This window comes from Pantoea sp. Pa-EAmG, from assembly GCF_030024295.1.
Lineage (GTDB): Bacteria > Pseudomonadota > Gammaproteobacteria > Enterobacterales > Enterobacteriaceae > Pantoea > Pantoea dispersa.
In genome coordinates, this window is the sequence record NZ_JASEWO010000390.1 from 1 (window position 1) to 853 (window position 853).

The 853-nt window shown below is 67.9% G+C and carries 1 protein-coding gene; it reads right to left on the reverse strand.

Going from position 1 to position 853, the window contains the following annotated elements:
- A partial coding sequence (locus QMM04_RS22845; protein WP_282997159.1) for a 2-isopropylmalate synthase occupies positions 1 to 853 on the reverse strand: 853 nt, incomplete at both ends.

Sequence of the window (853 nt, forward strand, 5' to 3'; positions counted from 1 at the left end):
ACGCGATGCCGCCCTTGCCCGACTGGGAATTGACGCGGATCACCGCATCGTAGTTGCGCCCGATGTCGGCCGGGTCGATAGGCAGATAGGGCACGCGCCACTCGGCCTCGTGCTCGGGGACCCCGTCGGCTGCCGCCCGCGCGCGGTGCTCGGCGAAGCCTTTCTTGATGGCGGCCTGGTGCGTTCCGCTGAAGGCGGTGTGCACCAGGTCGCCGACATACGGGTGCCGCGGGTGCACCTCGCTGCGGTTGCAGTACTCCACGGTGCGGCGCACCTCGTCGATGTCTGAGAAATCGATCATCGGGTCGACGCCCTGCGCGTGCAGGTTGAGGGCGAGCGTCGCGATGTCGACGTTTCCGGTGCGCTCGCCGTTGCCGAAGATGCACCCCTCGACGCGCTGTGCGCCGGCGAGCACCGCCAACTCCGCGCACGCGATGCCGGTGCCGCGGTCGTTGTGCGGGTGCACTGAGAGAATGACGCCGTCGCGCCGGGCGAGCGTGCGGTGCATGTACTCGATCTGGTCGGCATACACGTTGGGGGTCGCGATCTCGACGGTGGCGGGCAGGTTGAGGATCACCGGGCGCTCGGGGCGCGCATCCCACAGTTCGGTGATCGCGTCGCAGATCTCGACCACGTAGTCGGGCTCCGTCAGGTTGAAGACCTCGGGGGAGAACTGGAAGCGCACGTTCGGGAGTTGGCCCGCCAATTCCAGGAGGTCGCGGCCGCCATCGAGAATCAATTCGCGCAGCGCCGAGCGATCCCGCCCGAGCACAGTGTCGCGCCAGGTGGGAGCAGTCGCGGTGTACATGTGGATCACGACGTCGTTCGTGATGCCCGCGATGGAGGCGACGGT